Annotated in this window: 16 protein-coding genes and 1 pseudogene; 11 read left to right on the forward strand and 6 right to left on the reverse strand. The window is 42.8% G+C overall.

Going from position 1 to position 20,112, the window contains the following annotated elements; translation table 11 throughout:
• Positions 1–49: 49 nt before the first annotated feature.
• Positions 50–892: a formyltetrahydrofolate deformylase gene (gene purU / locus L3V25_RS09620; protein ID WP_237295155.1), complete on the reverse strand. Its 843-nt coding sequence runs from the start codon at positions 890–892 to the stop codon at positions 50–52.
• Positions 893–1,351: 459 nt separating this feature from the next.
• Between purU and L3V25_RS09625 the strand changes: the two genes are divergently transcribed.
• Positions 1,352–2,263: a LysR family transcriptional regulator gene (locus L3V25_RS09625; protein WP_237295156.1), complete on the forward strand. Its 912-nt coding sequence runs from the start codon at positions 1,352–1,354 to the stop codon at positions 2,261–2,263.
• A 38-nt stretch (positions 2,264–2,301) separates the two neighbouring features.
• Here the strand turns inward: L3V25_RS09625 and L3V25_RS09630 are convergent, their stop codons facing one another.
• A complete protein-coding gene (locus L3V25_RS09630) occupies positions 2,302–3,393 on the reverse strand; it encodes a DUF1254 domain-containing protein (protein WP_237295157.1) in 1,092 nt (363 codons plus the stop codon).
• Between the two features lie 16 nt (positions 3,394–3,409).
• Complete coding sequence (locus tag L3V25_RS09635) at positions 3,410–4,516, reverse strand: DUF1214 domain-containing protein (RefSeq protein WP_237295158.1); 1,107 nt, start codon at positions 4,514–4,516, stop codon at positions 3,410–3,412.
• A gap of 216 nt (positions 4,517–4,732) precedes the next feature.
• Here L3V25_RS09635 and L3V25_RS09640 point away from each other — a divergent pair, with 216 nt between their 5' ends.
• The 6 genes from L3V25_RS09640 to rnd all read left to right on the forward strand — a co-directional run bounded on the left by L3V25_RS09640 (position 4,733) and on the right by rnd (position 12,046).
• Entirely contained in the window at positions 4,733–6,694 is a 1,962-nt protein-coding gene (locus tag L3V25_RS09640; RefSeq protein ID WP_027697025.1) for an ATP-dependent DNA helicase, read from the forward strand.
• A 34-nt stretch (positions 6,695–6,728) separates the two neighbouring features.
• On the forward strand, positions 6,729–7,445 hold the full coding sequence (gene tsaB / locus L3V25_RS09645) for a tRNA (adenosine(37)-N6)-threonylcarbamoyltransferase complex dimerization subunit type 1 TsaB (protein WP_237295159.1): 717 nt from the start codon (positions 6,729–6,731) through the stop codon (positions 7,443–7,445).
• Positions 7,446–7,540: 95 nt separating this feature from the next.
• A complete protein-coding gene (locus L3V25_RS09650; RefSeq protein ID WP_237295160.1) occupies positions 7,541–8,086 on the forward strand; it encodes a Slp family lipoprotein in 546 nt (181 codons plus the stop codon).
• A gap of 14 nt (positions 8,087–8,100) precedes the next feature.
• Positions 8,101–8,991, forward strand: a complete 891-nt coding sequence (locus L3V25_RS09655) for an alpha/beta hydrolase (RefSeq protein WP_237295161.1) — start codon at positions 8,101–8,103, stop codon at positions 8,989–8,991.
• A gap of 156 nt (positions 8,992–9,147) precedes the next feature.
• On the forward strand, positions 9,148–10,857 hold the full coding sequence (gene fadD / locus L3V25_RS09660) for a long-chain-fatty-acid--CoA ligase FadD (protein ID WP_237295162.1): 1,710 nt from the start codon (positions 9,148–9,150) through the stop codon (positions 10,855–10,857).
• 70 nt (positions 10,858–10,927) lie between these two features.
• Positions 10,928–12,046 (forward strand): ribonuclease D, encoded by a 1,119-nt coding sequence (rnd, locus tag L3V25_RS09665; protein ID WP_237295163.1) that lies wholly within the window; start codon positions 10,928–10,930, stop codon positions 12,044–12,046.
• A 182-nt stretch (positions 12,047–12,228) separates the two neighbouring features.
• Here rnd and minE read toward each other — a convergent pair whose 3' ends face one another.
• From minE to minC, 3 genes are all read right to left on the reverse strand, one after another.
• A complete protein-coding gene (gene minE, locus L3V25_RS09670; RefSeq protein ID WP_086982809.1) occupies positions 12,229–12,489 on the reverse strand; it encodes a cell division topological specificity factor MinE in 261 nt (86 codons plus the stop codon).
• A 1-nt stretch (position 12,490) separates the two neighbouring features.
• A complete protein-coding gene (gene minD, locus L3V25_RS09675) occupies positions 12,491–13,303 on the reverse strand; it encodes a septum site-determining protein MinD (protein ID WP_237295164.1) in 813 nt (270 codons plus the stop codon).
• A gap of 90 nt (positions 13,304–13,393) precedes the next feature.
• Positions 13,394–14,056 (reverse strand): septum site-determining protein MinC, encoded by a 663-nt coding sequence (gene minC, locus L3V25_RS09680; RefSeq protein WP_237295165.1) that lies wholly within the window; start codon positions 14,054–14,056, stop codon positions 13,394–13,396.
• Between the two features lie 268 nt (positions 14,057–14,324).
• On the opposite strand from minC, the gene L3V25_RS09685 reads away from it, so the two are divergent.
• The 4 genes and pseudogenes from L3V25_RS09685 to L3V25_RS09700 all read left to right on the forward strand — a co-directional run bounded on the left by L3V25_RS09685 (position 14,325) and on the right by L3V25_RS09700 (position 20,112).
• Positions 14,325–14,597 (forward strand): YcgL domain-containing protein, encoded by a 273-nt coding sequence (locus L3V25_RS09685; protein ID WP_027697034.1) that lies wholly within the window; start codon positions 14,325–14,327, stop codon positions 14,595–14,597.
• A 146-nt stretch (positions 14,598–14,743) separates the two neighbouring features.
• A pseudogene (locus L3V25_RS09690) lies at positions 14,744–15,643 on the forward strand (lytic murein transglycosylase); the annotation flags it as partial.
• A 150-nt stretch (positions 15,644–15,793) separates the two neighbouring features.
• On the forward strand, positions 15,794–16,942 hold the full coding sequence (locus L3V25_RS09695; protein WP_237295167.1) for an efflux RND transporter periplasmic adaptor subunit: 1,149 nt from the start codon (positions 15,794–15,796) through the stop codon (positions 16,940–16,942).
• Positions 16,943–16,953: 11 nt separating this feature from the next.
• Positions 16,954–20,112: an efflux RND transporter permease subunit gene (locus tag L3V25_RS09700; RefSeq protein WP_237295168.1), complete on the forward strand. Its 3,159-nt coding sequence runs from the start codon at positions 16,954–16,956 to the stop codon at positions 20,110–20,112.

The raw sequence follows: 20,112 nt of genomic DNA on the forward strand, positions 1-20,112 counted from the left end.
CTCAGCTAACAACCGAGCGCCCCTATTTTTTATTATGAATTAATAGTGTTTATAAAATTACAGTCTTATTACCATAAACAAAGACATGGTCATTAACTACTTTATTTAATGCCTTACTCAATACATTCTTCTCAACATCACGACCAGCTTGCGCCATATCCGCTGCGCTGAAGTTATGATCCACTGGAATCACATCTTGCTTAATGATTGGGCCTTCATCTAAATCGTTAGTTACGAAGTGCGCAGTCGCACCAATGATTTTCACGCCGCGATCAAACGCTTGTTGATACGGCTTTGCACCAATAAAGGCAGGTAAGAAGCTGTGGTGAATGTTGATGATTTTATGCGGGAATTGCGCCACAAAGTTAGGCGTTAAAACGCGCATGTATTTTGCCAGTACCACGTAACGCGGGTCATAGCCTTTGATCACTTCAAGCATTTTTTCTTCATGCTCTTCACGGCTTAAACCTTCATGAGAAATATGGTGATAAGGAATATCAAAACGCTCGGTTAAGGTTTGCAATTTATCGTAGTTACCTACTACAGCAGCAATTTCAACATCTAAACTACCATCGTAGGCTTTCATCAAAATATCACCTAAGCAATGGGCTTCTTTGGTCACCATGATGACGATTTTTTTGCGTGATGAGCTGATTAACGAGCGTTTGCTGCTTGCTGGTAAGGCTAGATCCAAATCCGCAAGTAACGCTTCATCATTAAACGTCCCTTCAAGCTCGGTTCTCATGAAAAAGTGACCGCTAGCATTATCTACAAATTCATTGTTGTGAATAATGTTTAGCTGGTGCTGAAAACAGATATTGGTAATTTTGGCGATTAACCCACGATCATCGCTGCAATGGGTAAGAAGGGTTTTGCGTTCGATACTGCTCATAATAATTCGGTTTCCGTATTCGCTTATTGTTTATACCCAAGTGACGTCAAGATGCAGAATTCAGAGCTATCATCCAGACCTTTAGGCAAGGAAGGTTGGCGAAGGAATGTAAGCACCTTTCAAACCAATCTGACGCTGTATAAAGGTTTGGATGAAGCTCCCGAAGGGCAAGTTAAAACAAGCTTTATGCTGCGTTAAATTGAACAGAGATAGAATAACTATGATCATGTCCAATTTGCCTTGTCTAAAGCTTGTTTTAATCTTGCTGAAACTCGCATCTTGAAATTACTTGGGTATAAGCCATGATAATTCTCAATACTCAGCATCTTACAAGATGGTAATACCAATAGTCATCAACAAAAGGCGATAAATATCACCGTATTATTTTTATGGTTAAGGCATTATCGATCGCTTAGCTGAATATCGACGATACACAATTACTTAAAAAGAGAAAAATGGATGAAGCTTCCTGATATTGATTTATTACGATTATTATTAATGTTGTATCAATATAGAAGTACTACGAAAGTTGCGGAGAGACTGTTTACCAGTCAATCATCAGTGAGTCGTAGCTTGCAGAAATTAAGAGATCATTTTGATGATGAGCTTTTTATTCGCCAACCTTCCGGGCTACAACCTACGGCAAAAGCGGAGTATCTCGCCACTCACTTGCCGGATGTGATTAGTCAACTGGAAGCGATCCTATTCGATAAAATTGAGTTTGCTCCCCACAAACTAGATCAGACGATTCACCTAGCCGTGAACGCCTTTTTTGTACCGGCACTTGGTGAAAAGTTGTTTGAGCGATTACAAAAAGTCGCCCCACAAGCCAAGCTGTTCATTGAAGATTGGGGGCCATCAACCATTGAGAACTTATTGTCGGGGCAGATTGATATGGGCATTAACTACTATCCATTGAATGTCTCTAAGCAGCTGCTACAAAGAAAAGTCACCCAAGATCATTTTGTTATGTTGATGCATAAGAATCATCCTCTTGATGTAGAAGAAGTAACCGTGGAAGATGCGGTGCAATACCCGATGGTACAAGTGATCGTTAATGATTTTAATGAAGATAGTTACACCAACGAGGCGATTGTCTCGCAAGGTTTGGAATCGAACATTAAATTAAAAAGCAGCAATTTGATGTTGTTGCTTAATTGTTTGCAAGATCAAAAAATGTTAATGCCAAGCTCCGGTATGTTTGCATCGTCACTAGGTGATGAATATCGTTCTATACCGCTAGCGGACTATCCGACAAACCCTGCGGGTGATATTGGTCTGTTCTTGCCAAACAAGTTTGCGAAAAACCCTTTTCACTCATGGCTAATCAGTGAAGTTGAGCAAGTATTAAAAAGCCCCTCAATAAGTTGAAGGGCTTGATTTTAGCTATCTAAAAGTGGCTCTGTTTTTTATTTAGCCAATTGTGGAGTAGCTAATTTATATTCATTGTTTTGCACGCTTTCACCCGGGAAGTACACACGGAACGCCAGTGTCCAATTGTCGGTTGGAGCAATGAGTAGGTTCTGTGCATCGCTACCACAAGTGTCTTTTGTCCCAAAGTGTAGAGTGAACGTCTTGCCATCTTTGTTTGGAACAATTTCATGGTTAGATAGGCTTGAACCTGCTTCTGTGTGCAAGTAAAGGTCATCGCCGTAAATTGTCATGGAATAGAAGCCCAACGCAGGATCTGCCATTTCTGGTACATCGTAAGTGGCGCTATAACATTGAGCTTTATCTACGTCATAACTATCGAATGAATACCAAGCATCTTTATCGGGTAGTAACCCAGTTGCTACTGCCGCACCGACATTAACATCTTCTTGCGGGTAAGCTCCACGCGCGCCCATAGTTTTACTCAAACCACGAGTATCGGCAATTTTTTCATATTTAGCTTTTAAAGCCCCTAACTCTTTCATGTCCCAGTTGGTCATTTTGAAGGTTTCAGGTTTGTAACCGTCAGGGAATGTGATCTGGTATTGATCTTGAATCTTATTGGCTTTTTCAATATCCGCAGGATCATTTGGATTAACCTGAGTACGGATGTTGATCACGACAAATTTGGTGGTTGAGTTAGGCTCAACTTTATAATTACCTTCGCCGTAAAAGACATTTTTAGTGGTGTGATCGTGTTCCATTACATGCACTGAAACATAACGGCCATCACCTTTTGGCACATGAATGTTCGCGCCATGAGAAGCATCGATAATCGCGAAAGAGTACAAGGTATCACGATTCATAAGAACAGCGGGTTGCTTGTCGATTTCCATCGGTAAACGGTGGTGGTAGAACTTATTATCCGCGCCCAGTTTGAGCTCTTGGTTCATTGCCACATCAAGAATGGCGTACGCAAAACTTTTCTCTGTAACGGGAGCATTTTGGACTTCGACTAAGCCAACAGGATTACCATATTGGTCAACATCGCTTGGTTTAGCGTGAGCTAGCGACGGCAATGTGCTGATTGATAGTGCCGCCATTAAGATAGTGATTACATTCTTTTTCATAATAGACTCTCAACTTTTATTTAGTTTGGCTCACAACCGGAGAATTTTTCATCATGTCTTGGGAGAAGCTTAAGATTTCCGGTAAAGACGTTGGTAAATAAGCTCGCATTAACGCATTCCAATGAGGTTTTACTTCGATGTTGTTGACCGCATCAGCACCACAGTTGAAATGTAGGGTGTAGCTGCCGTCTTTATTGGCAACGGCAGTATGCGAATCGATTTTAAATTGCTCGGTCTTGACCCAGCCATCTTGGTTGTAAGCTGTTAAAGACCAATAACCATTTTTGTCATATTGAACGGGTAGTTGCTTGAAGGTAGTGCTACTACATTGACCAGCTTGTGCGGCTTCATCTTGAGGTGCTACAACCCAGTAAAAAGCATGTTTTGCAGGTAGGCCACCCCAGCCACCGATATTCACGAGTTGATATTGTGGCGTGATTACTTCATCGCCTTTAGACACAAAGCCTTTATAAATTACCGCTTCTTTAGGGCCACGTTTTACTAAGTCATTACGTAGGTTGTTAAAAGAGGTTAAGTCGTACTGTACGTCACTCTTATAAGGTTGTGGGTTGTCTGTTCCAAAAGTGACTTTGACAGAATCTTGGCGCTGATGCAGTTCATCGAGTCCTTTGTCATCCATCGCGCGTGGCTGAGTGCGCATGAATAAGTACACATGTTTGCCGTGAGAAAGCTCAGAAGTTTGGATGGTTTTGGTTTCGCCAGGGTAGACCACAGCAACGGTAAAGTGGTCTTCATCAAACACATGAACACTTTGATATAAATCGTAATCAGGTACTGAAATCGTTAATCCACCTGTAGTGTCAAACACACCGTATGAATAGACTAGGTCGAAGTTAGAACGGATGACCGTTTGGTTATTCAAATCAATGCCGTTACGTTCATGACGGAATTTATTACCACCCGATACACGGGTTTCCTCTGCAAAATATTTAGCCGTTTCCGCACGAATAACATTATCCATGGTAACCGCAACACCGTTAGATTGGGTAAAAGATGGGTTACTAGGTAGAGCAACTCCGGCAGCACCAACACCTGTTTCAGATGTTGAACAAGCAGTTTGTGTTGCTAAAGCCAACAAGGTTAACGCGAATACTTTTTTCATGGGAATAGCCTCAATACGATTAAAGAGAGAAAGGTTGTGATTAAAAAGTAGCACACCAAGTCGAAACAGTATCGAGCGTTTATTGCATATCGTTTATGCAGTTTTTAACTATGGTTCTTCAATGATTTGAATGTGTTCAGTTGGGAGGAAAACTGCCATAATTGGGCTCTTGTTTTAATTAGACTCTCGCTTTAACGTTTCAGGAAATGGTATCTGATGATTTCAAAAACATTCTCTTCTTCTGGCGCTCTAGGTAAAGCCATTCCTGGGTTTCAGCCGCGCCAGCCTCAGATAGATATGGCCGAAGCGGTGCATCAAGCGATTAAAAACGATCAGCAGCTGGTGGTTGAAGCGGGAACCGGAACCGGTAAAACTTTTGCCTACCTAGTTCCTGCGTTATTGAGTGGTAAAAAAGTCATCATCAGTACCGGTTCGAAAAACCTGCAAGAGCAATTATTCCACCGAGATTTACCATTAATGGTGAATGCACTAGGTTTTACTGGCCATGTCTCGCTACTAAAAGGTCGCTCAAACTACCTGTGCTTAGACCGATTAAGTCGTCAATTAATTGAAAGCCACACCAATGAAGCAGATCCAGAGTTGTTATCACAACTGGTCAAGGTTCGCTCTTGGTCATCGGAAAGCAAAACTGGCGACCTAGGAGATTGTGAAGCGATAGCCGAAGATTCACCGATTATCAGCAATATCACCTCAACCAACGATAATTGCCTTGGTAAAGAATGCCCAAGTTATCAAGATTGCTTTGTGTTGAAAGCGCGCAAAAAAGCGATGGATTCTGATCTAGTCGTGGTTAACCACCATTTATTCTTGGCTGATCTAGCAATAAAAGAAACCGGCTTTGGTGAGTTAATTCCCGATGCTGACGTATTTATTTTCGATGAAGCCCACCAATTACCTGATATCGCTAGCCAATATTTTGGACAATCGATTTCAAGTCGCCAAATTCAAGAGCTGGCTAAAGATATTGAAATTGGCTATCGCACTGAAGCGAAAGATATGCGTCAGTTGCAAAAAATCGCCACTAAGCTCGTGCAAACCTTTATGGATTTACGGATCATTCTTGGTGATATCAATTATCAAGGCTCCAACTCCTCTGGAAAAAGTATTCGTGGCAATTGGCGAGAGGCGATCAAATCTCAAGCGGTAATGCGTGAAATTGAACGGTTGCACGAAGCGCTAGATTTAGCATTAGAAGTTTTAAAAATTGCACTAGGGCGTAGTGAGTTATTAGATGCGGCCTATGAGCGTACTCACATGATAAAAAGCCGCCTTACTCGGGTGTGTGATACTTCCATTACCGGCTATTCCTATTGGTTTGAATGCAGCCCACGCCACTTTGTGTTGCACATTACGCCGCTCTCGGTATCGGATAAATTTAAAGAGCAAATCGCCACCAAGCAGGGCAGTTGGATTTTTACTTCGGCAACCCTTGCAGTACGTGATGACTTTAAACATTTTACTGAACGACTAGGTATTGAACCTGCCCAACAATTTACTCTACCTAGTCCGTTTGATTATCAATCTCAAGCGCTATTGTGCGTACCTCGATACTTACCAGAACCGAATAGTGTTGGTATGGCAGAAAAGCTGGCTCAAATGCTAGGGCCGGTGATTGAAGCCAACAATGGTCGCTGTTTCTTTTTGTGTACCTCCCACCAAATGATGCGTCGTTTGGCGGATTTATTTCGTGAGCAACTTGATTTGCCCGTACTCGTACAAGGTGAAACCAGTAAGCAAAAACTGCTGAATGAATTCATCGAACATGGTAATGCGGTTTTAGTCGCCACTGGCGCTTTCTGGGAGGGGATAGATGTTAGAGGCGACGCGTTAAGCTGTGTTATCATCGACAAACTACCTTTTACTGCCCCAGATGATCCATTGCTCAAAGCGCGAATTGAAGATTGCCGACTCAAACAAGGTGATGCATTTGCGGAAGTACAATTGCCGGATGCGGTGATTACCTTAAAGCAAGGGGTAGGTCGTTTGATTCGAGACCAAAAAGATAAAGGTGTGCTAATCATTTGCGATAATCGCTTAGTGACACGTGATTATGGTGGGATCTTCTTGCAGAGCCTACCGCCAATCCCACGAACTCGGGATTTAAATAAAGTATCGGAATTCTTATCTCAATCATGCTCTATAGTAAATAAACCCTAGAGTCATGATAGACAACAACTAGCTTGAGGCCTTAATGAGCGCAAAAATCCTAGCCTTAGATACATCAACAGAAAACTGTTCTGTTGCCTTAATGATTGATGATCGCATCATCGCACGCAGTGAAGTGGCACCTCGTGATCACACTAAAAAAATTCTGCCAATGGTCGATGAAGTATTAAAAGAAGGCGGTGTCACACTACAAGATCTCGATGCGCTAGCCTTTGGTCGTGGCCCAGGTAGCTTTACCGGCGTGCGTATTGGTATCGGTATTGCGCAAGGTTTAGCCTTTGGTGCTGAGTTGCCAATGATTGGTATTTCTACATTAACTGCGATGGCGCAAGCCACTTACCGTACTCAGCAATCTGAAAATGTTGTGGCAGCGATTGATGCGCGTATGAGTGAAATCTATTGGGGTCAATATCAACGTCAAACCAATGGTGAATGGCAAGCTGTTGCGGTATCTGATGGCCAATTAGAATGCGTGATCCCGCCACAAGAACTGGCTGAACATCTAACATCGCAACAAGGCGTGTGGACTCAAGCGGGCACCGGTTGGGATGCGTATGAAGAATCATTAGTGAACCTACCTTTATCGATGACAAAAGGTGACGTTTTGTATCCTGAAGCGCAAGACATTGCTGTGTTAGCCCAATTTGAATGGCAAAAAGGCAATACGGTTGACGCTGAACAAGCGAGCCCAACCTACCTACGCGATAAAGTGACGTGGAAAAAACTGCCAGGTCGCGAATAAGTTCTCATACTTTGCTATGGAACTTGAGCGGGTTTATTACGGTCATAGAGAGTATTCGTGATCACACATGCCGATAGTCAATAAGGAATGAAAGCATGAAAAAGTATGGTTTGTTGTTTTTAATGCTTATTGGATTATCGGCATGTTCTTCTTTGCCTCCTGAGCTAGAAGCGACCTCTGCTCAGCCAATTACTGACTATCAACAATGGATTAATTCCGACCCAGATAAATCGGTTGAAGTTCGCTTAGGTGGCATCATAACCAAAGTCACCAATCTTCCAGATCAAACCCGAATTGAAATTGTAAACTTGCCGATTTCCTCAAATGGTAAGCCGAGCCTAGAGAGTGAGCCGAAAGGGCGCTTTGTCGCCTATGTGGATGGTTTCTTGGAGCCGGTCAATTATAAATCGGGACGCTTGATCACTGTCGTTGGGCAAAGTACAGCGCCAGAAAAAGGGAAAGTGGGTGAATATTCTTATACTTTTCCGACATTGAAAGCCAATGGCCAACGTTTATGGACTATCGAAAAATCAACGTATATTGAAAATGATGATTGGTGGATGGGTGGTTGTTTACGAGGCTCCGCTTTTTGCCACAACTATGGGCCAACTCGGGCTAGAGTGATCCAAGAAGTGAAATAGGGCATATCAAAATCATGTTGCGAGAAAGAGAGATTCAGTTATCTCATTTGCGATTATCCGGCCTTGAATTTGGACAAGAGAGTCACGCCAATGTGACTCTTTTATTTTTGCACGGTTGGTTGGATAACGCAGCCAGTTTTACGCCAATTTTGGAAACCTTAATTCCTACCGCACAGCAAAAAAATTGGCATTTACTGTCGATTGATTTAGCTGGACATGGTTTATCTCAACATAGAAGTGCGGACAGTTTTTATCCATTTCACGACTATATCGCCGATATTCACGAGCTATTAACGAATATCGCCCCAAATAAATGCATTTTAATCGGTCATTCTCTTGGTGCTTTAATTGCAAGTTGCTATAGTGCCGCCTTTCCTGACAAAGTGCAGGGGCTAATTCAAATTGAAGGCTTGGGGCCGCTGAGTGAATCGGCTGAAAGTAGCGTTGTTCGTCTGCGTAAAGGTGTATTGAGTCGACAACGAATCCAAGCTAAACCAATTCGACGTTATAAGTCACAACATGATGCCTGTTTACATCGGATGCATGCCAACCAGCTAACGGCTAAACAGTTAACGCCTTTAATCGAAAGAGGCACTTATCTTAACGATGAACATTGGTATTGGCGTTATGATGCAAAGCTAAAATGTCAGTCAATTTACCGCATGACGGAAGAGCAAAGTTTGGCTTATTTACAAGCGATCGAATGCCCCAATTTATTGATTTTGGGAGATGGTGGTTTCCCACAATTTACCCGTGCGGTGATGAGAAAGGCTGCTTTAAAGCATTGCCATGAAGTGACCGTACAAGGTGGGCATCATTGCCATATTGAATCTTTTACGCAAGTTAGTGACTTGATCGCCACTTTTGTAGACAAAAACAGCGGAAAATGTGATTTAAATAATTAACCTGAAAAGTGATTGTCGTTACTATATATCCAAGTCACTTGGGTATAAGCATGACTTTGTGAAATCAAATTTATAATAAAAATGCATAGTAGTTTATTCATAATGTAAGTATGTAAATATTGAAACTGCATGTAATACAGAATAAAGGAAAGTACCGTGGAAAAACCGTGGTTAGAGCGTTACCCAGAGAATGTGCCAGAAACTATTAATCCTGACCAATACAGCTCTTTGATTGAAATGTTTGAGCAATCGGTACAAAAGTTTGCCGATCAACCAGCGTTTATGAATATGGGCTCAGTGATGACTTTCCGTAAGTTAGAAGAGCGCAGCCGTGCTTTTGCCGCCTACTTACAAAATGATTTGAAATTGAAAAAAGGCGACCGTGTTGCCCTAATGATGCCCAACGTACTGCAATACCCAATCGCTTTATTTGGCATTTTACGTGCGGGTATGATTGCGGTTAACGTTAACCCACTTTATACCCCGCGTGAGCTAGAACATCAGTTAAATGATGCCGATGCTAAAGCGATTGTGATCGTATCTAACTTTGCTCACACGTTAGAAAAAGCGGTGGACAATACCCCAATCAAACACGTTATTTTAACTAGCCTTGGTCAAATGCTGCCGAAAGTGAAAGGCACGGCGGTTGATTTCATTGTTAAGTACGTTAAAGGTTTAGTGCCTAAGTATCATTTGCCGGGTGCTATTTCATTCCGCAAAGCCTTGTATAAAGGTCGTCGTCTGCAATACGTTAAACCTTTCCTTGAAGGGGATGATATCGCGTTCTTGCAATACACTGGTGGCACGACGGGTGTAGCAAAAGGGGCGATTTTAACTCATCGCAATATGGTGGCGAACGTACTGCAAGCCAAAGGTGCTTACGGTTCTCTATTACGTGATGGTCGTGAAACGGTTGTGACCGCATTGCCGCTTTATCACGTGTTTGCGCTAACCATTAACTGCTTATTATTTATGGAAATTGGTGGTGCGAACTTACTGATCACCAACCCACGAGATATTCCAACCTTTGTTAAAGAGCTACAAAAAGTGCCATTTACTGCCATTACTGGGGTAAATACTTTATTTAATGCACTAGTCAATAATGAAGACTTTAAAGAGCTGAACTTTAGTCACTTACGCTTATCCGTCGGCGGCGGTATGGCAGTTCAGCGCGCGGTGGCAGAGAAGTGGATCAACATTACTAAATGCTACTTATTGGAAGGTTATGGCTTAACGGAGTGTTCTCCTTTAGTTGCCGCTTATCCTTATGATCTTACTGAATACAATGGCTCGATTGGTTTAGCAATGCCATCGACCGAAGTTCGTATTATTGATGATGAAGGTAACGTGCTTCGTTTTGACCAAACGGGTGAGCTGCAAGTTCGTGGCCCTCAAGTCATGGAAGGTTACTGGAACCGCGCAGAAGCGACCAAAGAAGTGATCACGCAAGATGGTTGGTTATCAACCGGTGATATCGTGCGCTTTGATGATGAAGGTTTCATGTATATCGTTGACCGTAAGAAAGACATGATTTTAGTGTCGGGCTTCAATGTTTACCCGAATGAAATTGAAGATGTGGTTGCTCTACATAGTAAAGTGTTAGAAGTGGCAGCGATTGGTCAGCCACATGATACTTCAGGCGAAGTCGTTAAGATTTACGTAGTGAAGAATGACAACAGCTTAACCAAAGAAGAGCTTATCGCCCATTGCCGCGAACACTTAACCGGCTACAAAATTCCGAAAATCGTTGAGTTTCGTGAAGAGCTTCCTAAGAGTAATGTTGGTAAAATCTTACGACGTGAGCTAAGAGAAGAAAACATTGCTAACTTATCGAAAAGCAAAGCTTCGCCAGAAACAACGGCGTAATTTCTTTTGCTTTTGAAATATACCCTCAAATGCCAGACATTAAGTTCTGGCATTTCATCTAAGGATTGACGTGAATTACACCATCATTAAAGACAGCCAACAACTTACTGAGGTGTGCCAAAAAGCACGTTTAGCCGATGTTGTGATGCTTGATACCGAATTTGTACGAACCCGTACTTATCACCCACAACTTGGGCTTATTCAGCTATATGACGGCGAGCAACTAGTATTGATTGATCCGCTTGAGATAGATGATATGCAGGCGTTCTCTGAGTTACTGAGTGATACTTCAGTGACCAAGATTTTGCATGCTTGCGGTGAAGATTTAGAAGTTTTTCAACATGCGTTTGGTTGTACGCCAACCCCAATGATTGACACTCAATTGATGGCCGCCTTTTTAGGTTATGGCCTATCAACAGGCTTTGCCGCGTTAGTGAATGACTACCTAGGCGTTGAGCTTGATAAGAGTGAATCACGTGCCGATTGGTTAGCGCGCCCATTAACCGATAAGCAGCTTGATTACGCGGCTGCGGATGTTTTTTACTTGCTGCCACTGTACCAACAGTTACTAGAGCAAGTAGAAGCCAAAGGCTGGTTAGACGCGGTTAAGCAAGAATCACAGCTACTGGTTGAAAAGCGCTTGAAACAAGTGAAACCAGAGCAAGCGTATTTATCGGTTAAAGGCGCGTGGATATTAAAGCCACAACAATTAGCTATCTTAAAAATCATTGCTCAGTGGCGCTTGTTAGAAGCACAAAAACGAGATTTAGCGTTAAATTTCATTGTTAAAGAAGCCAATATGGTGGAAGTGTGTCGCAATGAAATGACCAGTTTAAAAGAGATGAATGAAGCAGGCTTTGACCATCGTGAAGTTCGTCGTCATGGTAATACTTTGATTGCCATGGTGAAGCAGGGTCAAGCAACACCAGAAAGCGAATGGCCTGCTAAGATCACGCGTTTAATGGATAATCCAGCCTATAAGCAATTATTCAAAGTGCTAAAAGATGAAGTGAAATTATCTTCAGAGTCATCGGGCTTAGCCACTGAGTTCCTAGCATCGAAAAAGCAGCTTAACCAATTTATCTCTTGGGTATGGAATAAAGACCGTAACCCAGAACAACTACCGGATGTCATGCAAGGCTGGCGTAAGGAGATTGTTGGTGAGGCGTTGAATAGGAAGATGAGTTAGCGGCCGCTCGGGTTTCGTTGCTCGTATCTCGGCTTTGATGTTGAAAGTCATGCGATAAGGAGCAGCCTGAGCGATTTTGTTAACCAAAAAGAAGTTAGCCCAAAAGAATAAAACCCACTTCATTTATGGTGAAGTGGGTTTTCTTTTTCGAGAAACGAGACTCGAGAAACAAGATTCGGCTGTTAATCTTTTTCCGGCAACTGAATATTCAACTCTAGCACCGAAAGATCATCATCACCTTGCTCTAGGCTGACGTTAACCATTGAAGGATCAACCGAAACGTATTTGCTCAATACTTGTAGAATATCTTCTTTTAGCTGAGGAAGGTAAGAAGGATTGGCGCTTCCTTGGTTACGACGCTCTGCAACAATGATCTGTAAACGTTCTTTGGCAAGGTTAGCGGTATCTTTTTTCTTCGGTCGGAAGAATTGCAGTAATGACATATTAACCTCCAAATAAACGTTTAAAGATGCCTTTTTTCTCTTCGGTTAGGAAGCGAAACTCTTTTTCTTCACCAAGTAGGCGGTCAACTGCGTCGCTATAAGCAAGGCCCGCATCTGATTCATTATCGTGAATAACTGGCACGCCTTTGTTTGAAGCATTCAACACGGCTTGGCTTTCAGGAATCACGCCAAGTAAAGGGATGTGCAAAATATCTTCTACGTCAGTCACACTCAGCATTTCACCGGCAGTCACGCGAGCTGGATTGTAACGAGTTAAGAGTAGGTGTTGCTTAACTGGCTCTAAACCTTGCTCGGCACGTAGTGATTTAGAATCTAGTAAGCCTAGGATACGGTCTGAGTCACGTACAGAAGACACTTCAGGGTTGGTGGTGATCACCGCTTCATCAGCAAAGTACAAAGACATCAACGCGCCTTGCTCGATGCCTGCAGGAGAGTCACAGATAATGAAATCAAAGCCCATATCGTGTAATTCAGTCAATACACGTTTTACACCTAGATGCGTTAATGCATCTTTATCACGGGTTTGTGAGGCTGGGAGAATGTAAAGATTGTCACAACGTTTGTCTTTGATTAGCGCTTGATTAAGCGTCGCTTCACCATTGATAACGTTGACAAAATCGTAAACCACACGACGCTCACATCCCATAATAAGGTCGAGGTTACGTAAGCCAATATCAAAATCGATGACAGCGGTTTTCTTTCCTCTTAATGCAAGACCTGAGGCAATCGCTGCGCTAGATGTAGTTTTGCCTACACCCCCTTTACCAGACGTCACGACGATAGTACGTGCCATTTCATTTCCCTTTATGTTGAATCTTAGACTGAGTGTTTGATGCTATTTTCACATCAAATGCTTAATTTTTATATAGATAAACAATTATTTTTATTTGATTTTATCGAAACTTAATTGTTCATCTTGCAGTGTAATAAGTACTTTTTGCTGCCAGTGTTCAGGGGCAATTTGATCACTTAAATAATAATGACCGGTAATCGATACTAATTCTGCTTGTAGATCATCGCATAAAATCATCGCGCCTTTTTGCCCACTAGCACCAGCAATCACACGACCTCGACAGGTTCCATGGATTTGAACACTACCATCAGCAATCACTTCAGCGCCCGCACTGACATGATTAAGGATCACAAGATCGCCACCTTTTGCGTAGACTTGTTGCCCTGAGCGAATCGGTGTGCGCACTACTTTCGTTGGTACGATTTCAGCAGGTGCTTGATAGCCGGATTTACTGGTCGACATCACGGCAAAACCTGCATCAGTTACATGCTTTTTAATTAAAGGCGTTTGGCAGCCAGTCACGCCAACTGGAATCATGCCAGCTTTCACAATGCCCTGACGTAAGCTCGCGAAATCTATGTCAATTTGTGGTGCTTTCTCAATGTCGACAACCAGTGGAGCATGAGTGAAAAATGCTGGCGCTTGTTCGACTTTATTGTGTAAAAATTGCAGGCAATCTTCGACATTATCCTCAGTAAGATGAAGTACGGATAAAGCAAAACTACTGCCTTTTAAATCGGGTTTGGTAGCCATAGAGATGATTACTCTGAATGTTGAATGCACGAAAAAATAGTCATTACTGAAAATGCTGGAATGAGCACTGGAAACAGTAACAATATCAAGACTGACAATGTTATAGTCTATTTAAAGCATCATTAGGTTAATTGCCTGTCATAATGATAAAAAATGAGGCTAAATCCAAGTGAAAGTCGTTGTGATATCGGTGTTTGGCTAGTATATGCTCAAACTCGCACTTTACGTTACTTGGGTATAGATAAATAAGCATTAAAAAGGATCCATTATGTTGTGCTCTGTTTATAAAAGCAGCAAGAAAGAAGGCATGTACCTCTACATTCCGAAAAAAGACGATTTTTCAGATGTGCCAAGTACGCTACTTGAAATGTTTGGTAAGCCAACTTTCGTAATGGTAATGAAAATGGAAGGCCGTAAGCTTGCTTTAGTGGATATCGAGAAAGTAAAACAATCACTAAAAGATGATGGCTATTTTCTACAATTGCCACCACCGCCAGTGAATTTATTGGATGAATATAAAGCTCGTAAATCAGAGCAGTAAAATAAAAAAGGATAGGTATGAATATTAAGCCACTCAGCATTTCCGCACTACTGTTAGCCGGTTTAGTGAGCTTTTCGACGATGGCTACCACTGAAGTAGCAGCGACGGTGGATGATACTGCCACGCAAGAAACGAAATTTAATGCTTACCTTGAGACATTAAAGCAAGAAGCAAAAGAAAACGGCATTACCGACGCAACGATTCAAGCGGCGTTTAAAGGTGTGGTTTTTAAGCCGCATTCAGTGAAAGCGGATAATAACCAACCTGAGAAGAAATTGACGCTCGATGAGTATATTCCTCGCGCGGTGCCTGCTTGGAAAATCAAACAAGCAAAGCGTTTGTATCATGAGCATTTCGATGACCTGAAGCGCATTGGTGAAACTTACGGTGTACAACCTCGCTTTATTGTCGCGTTATGGGGCGTAGAAAGTAATTTCGGCCGTTATACCGGTAATCATAATGTGGTCGGTGCTTTATCTACCTTAGCCTTTGATGGACGTCGTGAGGCGTTATTCCGTAAGCAAACCATGGCGGCTCTACAAATTATCGATGAAGGCCATATCAGCGCGGAAGATATGAAAGGTTCATGGGCGGGGGCGATGGGTCAGTGCCAGTTTATGCCAACCTCTTTCTTAGCTTATGCGCAAGATGGAAATAACGATGGTAAAAAAGACATCTGGACGACGACGGCCGATGTGTTTGCCTCTACTGCCAACTATCTAAAAACCGAAGGTTGGGATGATAAATACACTTGGGGACGTCAAATTCAAGTGCCACACGGTATCGATCCTGAACTACAAGGCCGTGATGCAGAAAAAGGTAAATATTTACAAGAATGGCAAAAGTTAGGCATTACTAACCTAGATGGTTCGCCATTACCTAAGCTAAACGAAGACATCAAAGCTTGGTTGATCATGCCGGATGATGAAGCGGGCCGTAGCTACTTGGTATACAATAATTACAATGTGTTAATGCATTGGAATCGTTCATATTATTTTGCTCTAGCGGTGAGTACCTTAGCGGATAAAATCGTTGACAAAAATTAACTTTACTGCACAAGTGGATAATAAAGAGTAAAGTAATGTAAATTCACCTTTGCTTAATATCTTTTTGGCTTAAAACTCTGTATTTTTGAAGGCTGTCACATTTATTTGTGACAGCCTTTTTGTTTTCAAAATTAATATCGAGACCTCAATATGCGCGCAAACCGTTTTAATGTGGGATTATTGTCGGCTGTTTTGGCTGTAGGAATTGCAGGGTGTGACTCCCAATCTTCTGAGTCACAACAACAGTCTATGGCACCGCAAGCCACACCTGTCCAAGTTATTACTATGGCGAAAAAGCCAACTACTATGTACAGCGAACTTCCTGCTCGAGTGGTGGCGACAAGAGTGTCAGAAGTACGCCCACAGGTAACGGGAATTTTGCAACAACGTTTGTTTGAAGAAGGCCAATTGGTTGAGCAAGGTGACTTATTGTATCAAATTGATCCTGCGCCTTATCAAGCGGATGTTAACAGTGCTCAGGCTGCATTTGCTAAAGCGAAAGCGGATGAAGCGGTTCTGAAAAAAACGGCGCTGCGTTATAAAGATCTCGTACAGCGTAAATTGATTAGCCAAGATGAATACGACACGGCAGATGGTAATTGGAAGCAAGCCAAAGCTCAGTCTGCGGTTGCACAAGCAGCGCTTGATAATGCAAAAATTTCTCTATCATATACCAAAGTCACTGCGCCGATTTCAGGCCGTATTGATATCTCAAATGTGACGGAAGGGGCGTTGGTGACCGCGAATCAAGAAGTGGCATTAACGACTATTCAGCCGCTTGATCCTATCTACATCAATATGACGCAATCTTCTTTGTCGATGGCGAAAATTAAGAAAACCTTAGGCTCCAATGACAACCCTAAAGTAGGTGTGAAGCTAGAAGATGGTACTGAGTACGATCAAATGGGCACACTGACTTTCTCAGGTACTAAAGTGGATAGCTCAACAGGTAGCGTTACCTTACGTGCCAAAGTACCAAACCCTGATTCGATTCTATTACCGGGAATGTTTGTTCGCGCGGAAATTGTGATTGCTGACCAAAAACCGATGTACACCTTATCGCAAGCATTAGTGAACTTTGGTCAAGGTGGCCAAGCAACTGTATTTGTTGTTGAAGACGGTAAAGTGGCCGTTCGTCCGGTCAAAACAGGTTCGACGGTTAATGGTAATGAGTGGGTGATTGAGTCTGGTCTGAAAGATGGCGATCAAGTTATCGCTAGTAACTTGATGAAAGTTCGCCCTGATGCACCTGTTTCTATCGTGTCTGATGATAACGATGCGAAAAGCACCCACAAATAGGAAGTAGACTCATGGTGAGATTTTTTATCGATCGCCCAATATTTTCTTGGGTAATCGCAATATTGATCATGCTGGCAGGTGCTCTGTCCGTGATCAGTCTACCGGTGCAGCAATATCCAACGATTGCGCCTCCGGCTGTTGAAATCAATGCAATGTACCCTGGGGCATCGGCCAAAACCGCTGAAGATTCCGTGACTCAGGTTATCGAACAAAATATGACGGGTTTAGATAACCTGTTGTATATGTCGTCGTCGAGCAGTTCTTCTGGCTCGGTTTCTGTGACGCTAACCTTTGCGCTAGGTACTGATCCCGATATCGCTCAAGTACAGGTACAAAACCAATTACAACAAGCGACAAGTCAACTACCGAGTGAAGTGCAAAAACAAGGTTTGAGTGTTCGTAAATCATCGGCATCTTTTATGTCGGTAATGGCGTTTATTTCAACCGATGGCAGCATGACGCAAAGTGACATTCAAGATTACGTAAGCTCTCATATTGCCGATCCACTTAGCCGTTTAAATGGAGTAGGTGATGTGCAAGTTTTCGGCTCTCAATATGCCATGCGCTTATGGCTTGATCCGGCTAAATTAACCAGTTATCAATTAACTCCGATTGATGTTTACCAAGCGATTGAAGCACAAAATACCGAAGTGACCGTAGGTCAAATTGGTGGCGCTCCAGCCGTTCCCGGTCAACAAATTAATGCCACTATTACCGCTCAAAACCGCCTAGAAAGTGTCGATCAATTTAAAAATATCTTATTGAAAGTTCGCTCTGATGGCTCTCAAGTACGTGTGAAAGATGTCGCGCGCGTTGAGCTTAATGGTGAAGATTTAAGTGTGCTCGCACGGTTTAACGGTGATGGCGCATCAGGTATTGCGATTAAGCTCGCGACTGGTGCGAATGCGATTGATACCCAGAAATTGGTCGATGATAAAATTGCCGATCTAGCTCAATCGATGCCAGAAGGACTGAAAGTGGTGAAAGCCATGGATACCGTTCCTTTTGTAAAAATCTCGATTGAAGAAGTGGTTCATACACTTATTGAAGCGGTTGTGTTGGTATTTTTGGTTATGCTGCTGTTCTTACAGAATTTGCGTGCAACCCTCATTCCAACCATTGCAGTACCTGTCGTGTTATTGGGTACTTTTGGTGTGATGTCTATCATGGGCTTTAGCGTTAACACCTTGACGATGTTCGGTATGGTACTTGCCATCGGCTTGCTGGTGGATGATGCCATCGTAGTGGTAGAAAACGTTGAGCGTGTAATGGCGGAAGATAACCTGCCACCATTGGAAGCCACGCGTAAAGCGATGAGTGAAATCACCGGTGCCTTGATAGGCGTTGCCATGGTGTTATCTGCGGTATTTGTTCCAATGGCATTTATGAGTGGTTCAACGGGGGCAATCTACCGACAATTCTCTCTGACTATCGTATCGTCAATGGTGCTATCGGTGATTGTGGCGATGATCTTCACGCCGGCATTATGTGCCACTATGTTAAAACCGCATCATGGAGAAAAAACAACGGGCTTCTTCGGTTGGTTTAACCGTCAGTTCAATCGCTCAAGTGAAAAATACACCAATGGTGTGAAAAAAGCGCTCAGTCGTCCAAAGCGTCTATTTGTTGTCTACGCCATCATGCTGCCTTTAATTGGCTGGATGTTCACCTCCATTCCGTCAAGCTTCTTGCCTGAGGAAGACCAAGGTAACTTCATGGTGATGGTGCAACTACCAACAGGGGCGACATTAGAACGTACCGAAAAAGTCATGACCGATGTTCGTGAATACTTTGAAGAAAATGAAAAAGATACAGTGAAATCATTCTTCCAAGTTTCAGGCTTTAGTTTTGTTGGTCAAAGCCAAAATGCTGGTATGGGGTTCCTTGAGCTAAAAGATTGGTCAGAGCGTACCGAGCCGGGGCAGGATGTAAATTCGATCATTGGTCGTGCTATGCAGCATTTTAGTCAAAATAATGAAGGTGTGATTTTTGCCATCAACCCACCTGCGATTCGTGAGTTAGGCCAAGCAACCGGTTTTGATATGTACCTAGAAGATCGTACTGGCATTGGTCACGATAAACTAATGGAAGCACGTAATACGCTATTACAAGCGGCGAATCAAAATCCGGCATTGCAAAAAGTGCGTCCAAATGGCCTTGATGACCAAGCACAGTTCTTCATTGATCTTGATTATGAAAAAGCCAAAGCACTCGGTGTGAGCATCAGTGACATTAACCAAACCTTGTCGATGGCATGGGGCTCATCTTATGTGAATGACTTTATCGATCAAGGTCGTATCAAACGTGTTTACATTCAAGCCGATGCACCGTATCGAATGACGCCCGATGATTTGAATCATTGGTATGTGCGCAATAATGAAGACAAAATGGTGCCATTTAACGCCTTTAGCCATACGCGCTGGGGCATGGGTTCTCCAAACTTACAGCGTTACAATGGTAACTCAGCAGTTGAGATCTTAGGTGAAGCCGCGCCGGGTTACAGTACCGGTGATGCCATGACGGCGATGGAAGATATCGCTAAAACCTTGCCAGATGGCGTCGCAGTGAGTTGGACCGGAATGTCATATCAAGAGCGTCAATCTGGTGACCAAGCGCCAATTTTATATGCGTTATCTATGTTGATTGTATTCTTAAGCCTCGCGGCTTTATATGAAAGCTGGACGATTCCAATGGCGGTTATTCTAGTCGTACCATTGGGGATACTTGGGGCACTCGCAGCCACTATGATGCGCGGATTAGAAAACGATGTGTATTTACAGGTAGGTTTATTAACCACCATTGGTCTATCCGCCAAAAATGCCATCTTGATTGTCGAATTTGCTAAAGACTTGTATGAAAAAGGCATGGGGTTAGTAGAAGCAACATTAGAAGCGTGTCGTATGCGTTTACGTCCAATTCTGATGACTTCTTTTGCCTTTATTCTTGGGGTACTACCACTCGCCACCAGTACTGGCGCAGGGGCAAACTCTCGTCATGCGATTGGTACTTCGGTGATTGGTGGTATGTTGACTGCAACTTTCTTAGCTATCTTCTTTGTTCCGTTATTCTACGTAGCAGTAATGAAGTTGTTTGGCGTGAAAAGAAAGTCTACACCGCCTGAAGCCGAAACACCTTCAGAGCCACAAGCGGCTATTGAGTCGAAAGACTAA

The organism is Vibrio sp. CK2-1 (genome assembly GCF_021726515.1).
Classification (GTDB): domain Bacteria; phylum Pseudomonadota; class Gammaproteobacteria; order Enterobacterales; family Vibrionaceae; genus Vibrio.

Coding starts and splice junctions, on each gene's coding strand:
- purU (WP_237295155.1), bottom strand. CDS start 892: ATGAGCAGTATCGAACGCAAAACCCTTCTTACCCATTGCAGCGATGAT.
- L3V25_RS09625 (WP_237295156.1), top strand. CDS start 1,352: ATGAAGCTTCCTGATATTGATTTATTACGATTATTATTAATGTTGTAT.
- L3V25_RS09630 (WP_237295157.1), bottom strand. CDS start 3,393: ATGAAAAAGAATGTAATCACTATCTTAATGGCGGCACTATCAATCAGC.
- L3V25_RS09635 (WP_237295158.1), bottom strand. CDS start 4,516: ATGAAAAAAGTATTCGCGTTAACCTTGTTGGCTTTAGCAACACAAACT.
- L3V25_RS09640 (WP_027697025.1), top strand. CDS start 4,733: ATGATTTCAAAAACATTCTCTTCTTCTGGCGCTCTAGGTAAAGCCATT.
- tsaB (WP_237295159.1), top strand. CDS start 6,729: ATGAGCGCAAAAATCCTAGCCTTAGATACATCAACAGAAAACTGTTCT.
- L3V25_RS09650 (WP_237295160.1), top strand. CDS start 7,541: ATGAAAAAGTATGGTTTGTTGTTTTTAATGCTTATTGGATTATCGGCA.
- L3V25_RS09655 (WP_237295161.1), top strand. CDS start 8,101: ATGTTGCGAGAAAGAGAGATTCAGTTATCTCATTTGCGATTATCCGGC.
- minE (WP_086982809.1), bottom strand. CDS start 12,489: ATGTCATTACTGCAATTCTTCCGACCGAAGAAAAAAGATACCGCTAAC.
- minD (WP_237295164.1), bottom strand. CDS start 13,303: ATGGCACGTACTATCGTCGTGACGTCTGGTAAAGGGGGTGTAGGCAAA.
- minC (WP_237295165.1), bottom strand. CDS start 14,056: ATGGCTACCAAACCCGATTTAAAAGGCAGTAGTTTTGCTTTATCCGTA.
- L3V25_RS09685 (WP_027697034.1), top strand. CDS start 14,325: ATGTTGTGCTCTGTTTATAAAAGCAGCAAGAAAGAAGGCATGTACCTC.
- L3V25_RS09695 (WP_237295167.1), top strand. CDS start 15,794: ATGCGCGCAAACCGTTTTAATGTGGGATTATTGTCGGCTGTTTTGGCT.
- L3V25_RS09700 (WP_237295168.1), top strand. CDS start 16,954: ATGGTGAGATTTTTTATCGATCGCCCAATATTTTCTTGGGTAATCGCA.